Raw genomic sequence first — 3,225 nt, 5'->3', positions numbered from 1 at the left:
CCTAATTACGAAGGGGATGAATCAGAAGCAGAAAAGTTAGCAATGTTCACCGCAGCCGAAATGGCGAGCCAGAAAGTTGGCTTGAGGGTCTTGAGTCGGAAAAATAACACTGGGGTATGGCGCGAAAAGGCTGAAATTATTCTTACTAACGCCGGACGCAAATCATATTTCGATTTGCTTATTCCTTATCTAGCAAAAGCTCAGGTGCGGTTATTGGAGTATAACGACGCTCTCGGAATCCAACTTATTGACTACGGCAATGGGTTGCTCAAACAAACCGATTTCATAGAGATTGAATTTGCGACTACCGTTGATATTTCAAAAAAAAACGATGATTTTTCAGAATTAAGTGCAAGAATAGCCTCTCTAGAATTGGCATTAGAAGGAAGGCTTGTAAATGTCCCCGCTAATTCGCTGCTTGGCAGAGGTGGTGATTCGGGGACGGTAGAAAGATTACCACTGCCATTAGAAACAGATAAAGGGGGGTTCGGCGTTGTCAATACTGGTATATATGGAAGCGTAGCTATTTCAGCTATTGTCAAAAACGGTTGGGGGGGTATACATTTTCAAGGGGCGTATAATGCAAATTATTTAATGCACAACCCTGCCACAGGGGATATAGGATTTTATGCAGCACAACCCGGTGCTCCTTTCTGGCGGTGGTATTCATCTGCAACAGAGTTTTTTATTTCCCAACCTCTGAAAATTGGGGTCGCTGCCACAGCTATTAAATCAGTTCGATCGCACGCGCAGGCAGTTGACTTCCCTAGCATTGCCAGCCAAGGGTTATTCTCTTTCGATATTCCGGTTGCAGGTGTAACGCTGGGAGCTTATTGTCATGTAGTACCTGTTCACAATAATCCCAATACAGGTTATTGGGCGCTTACTATGACAGCTATTGTGCAAGTCGCTGGAACGGTTTCAATATTAGTGAAAAACGACACGGCGTCCGCTGTTGATGCTGCACCTTTTTGGATACGCATTTTAATTATGGAATTTTAAGTGCTATGAAAAGAAGTAGGTCAATTAATCTTGATAAAGATAGCTCCCGTCGTCCAACTGAACAAATTGATATGGGGAGCAAGCCGACTCAATTGACACCCGAGGTAGGTAGCCTAGGGGTGTCTGGTACGCGGGAACTTGGTAGCTATGGTGGTATATCAGTAGTGGGCGATGCAGCAGCAGGGATAACGGAATTAGGAGCACCGGGAGTATCCATCAATATTAATCCTGCTGAACAATCTGCAAAAGCAGAGGTAGACCTAGGTATTAAGCAAGGGTTCGGCGTCAGTTTTGGAGGAGAAATAAAACGTACTCCAACTGGAGTCTCCGTAGAAAATGTTTCTTTTGGTGTTAACGTTTTGGGATTTGGCGTCAACGCTGAAGGTAATGGCAGTGAGTCGAGTAAATTGGGTGTTTCAGCTTTAGGATTTAAAATTGAAGTTGCCAACGACAAAGACGGCAAAACTTCTATAAGATTGGGGTATGAAATACCGGGCGCTAAGGGCGGTGTGACATTTGCTCCCGATGGCGAGAAAGCCATAATAGAAAAGCCAATTGAATTAGACACATCTAAGCCCGATTCTATATCGACTGTTCCGATGCCAACATTTAAGAAAGGAGCGCGGTATTGGGAATGGACTTATGTTGAGGGCTGGTATGAACCTACCTTTCGATATAACCCGCAAACTGGGAAAAGAGAGTTAGTAGCATATTATCGTAAACGGGAAAGTCCTTATCCGCAGTCATTGATAACAGTAGGCAATTGCTTTGGTGAAGACAGCTTTACGCCCACCTTATCGGGGGAGGCTGAGGTGTTCTTCAGGACGGCAAGCGAAGGTACTGACGACCCTAGTAAAGCACTCCAACGCTTTGAACGTTCAAGTGTATATAATGTTTATTGCGCGAATAGTCATACAGGCTGGATGTATACGCAACTCGTCTCAAAATATTATATGAGAGCAGAGACCGACCAGGATTGGACACTTGTTTCCATCACTATAAAACAGATTCGAGAATACGATGCTGTCCCTACCCAACAACAAGTTCCCCAAAACTTGCCCAATTATCCACAAAGGTACAAGCCAATGAATTGTTGCGACAAAGTAGAAGAGATTTACAAATATCTTGGCATCGCCAAAATGAAGAAAAAGTTTAAGGTTGCCAAGCAATTCTTAGTACCAGGCGGTAATGGCAACGAGGAATGTGAGGATTACTACGCGCTATGCGAAGCGCTATTCAGAATGCTCGCTAATGGCTTGATAATCAATCCTGTCAGCAAGCCATTGGGGAGTGAATGGAAAAATGTTAATGCTACTGCTTGGGCGTCTGGCGTTTACGAAATGGTGGCAGAGTCGATGTCGAACGGAGATACCACCCAGAAGTACGAAATTTCATCAATTATGCAGCAAGTTCAAATGATGTCAGCAATTGCAAAACTTAGTCGTAAGGTAGATTTTTTGAGCGAAGCTATCGGCATGACACCTGACTTAGACACAGAGGAATTACCTGTCTGTTTTACGATTCATGAAGCTCATAAAGGTTTTGGCAAAAAACAACCCAAACAAATTGATATCAGCAAGCCGAAAACTGATAATGAGGTAGAGAAAGTTTTGGGGACGATGCTGCAACCTAGTAAGATTCCTATTGTAAAATGGGTGTTCCGCCCCGAATCCATTTCGATCGCAGCGGCATTAAGCAAATTATAGGTACTACATCATGGCTACCAAGAAACCATCTAGCAGCAAACCGAAACCAGGAGGTAAATCCCCCGGTGGCAAGAAAGAGAAGGGTAGCGCTAAGGGAACTATTAAAAATGCCCTAGCATCCAAAATAGAAGAATTGGTACGGACTAGCGAACTAGATATGATGCTCCAACGGGAAAACTTGGGCTTAGCGCCAAAGGGGGATATGAAGGAATTTATGCAGCCCTTGATAAAAAAGCTGAAGGGGCGTAGACGGTAATATTTTATACGTTGATTATTTACTCAACCGCAATAGCCGTAGTTTTTATCGGTTCTAGTCCAGGTAGTGTAGTATAAATATATACAACGCTTCTCTCTTCGGACTATCTGTATCATTTTTCCTTGGTTTTAACCCTTGCCTGGTAAGCGAGGGTTTTTTGTTGTTGTATTAAAGTAGGCTCCTACTTTAGCGCCCTACTTTGTAAAATGACAGTAGGTACAGGAAAATAGTCAAAAAAATACCCCCTGATTAAAGGGGGTA

The 3,225-nt window shown here is 43.4% G+C and carries 3 protein-coding genes; all 3 read left to right on the top strand.

Features of this window, described 5'->3' with window-relative positions; translation table 11 throughout:
* Window positions 1–42: 42 nt before the first annotated feature.
* From JGK20_RS33645 to JGK20_RS33635, 3 genes are read left to right on the top strand one after another with little or no spacing between them, the layout of a single operon-like run.
* Window positions 43–1,002 carry a hypothetical protein gene (locus JGK20_RS33645; protein ID WP_293233739.1) on the top strand — a complete coding sequence of 320 codons (960 nt, stop codon included), beginning with the start codon at window positions 43–45 and terminating at the stop codon, window positions 1,000–1,002.
* Entirely contained in the window at window positions 972–2,708 is a 1,737-nt protein-coding gene (locus JGK20_RS33640) for a hypothetical protein (RefSeq protein WP_293209028.1), read from the top strand. Before JGK20_RS33645 ends, JGK20_RS33640 begins: the two co-directional genes overlap by 31 nt.
* Before the next feature lie 10 nt (window positions 2,709–2,718).
* The gene (locus JGK20_RS33635; RefSeq protein ID WP_293190258.1) at window positions 2,719–2,964 is read left to right on the top strand and encodes a hypothetical protein; all 246 of its coding nucleotides are present in this window, start codon (window positions 2,719–2,721) and stop codon (window positions 2,962–2,964) included.
* The last annotated feature ends 261 nt before the right edge of the window (window positions 2,965–3,225 follow it).

Origin of the sequence: Microcoleus sp. PH2017_05_CCC_O_A (genome assembly GCF_020738785.1) — a bacterium.
Lineage (GTDB): Bacteria > Cyanobacteriota > Cyanobacteriia > Cyanobacteriales > Microcoleaceae > Microcoleus.
The sequence above is the reverse complement of the archived record's forward strand: the minus strand, read 5'-3'. Positions and strand labels throughout refer to the sequence as shown.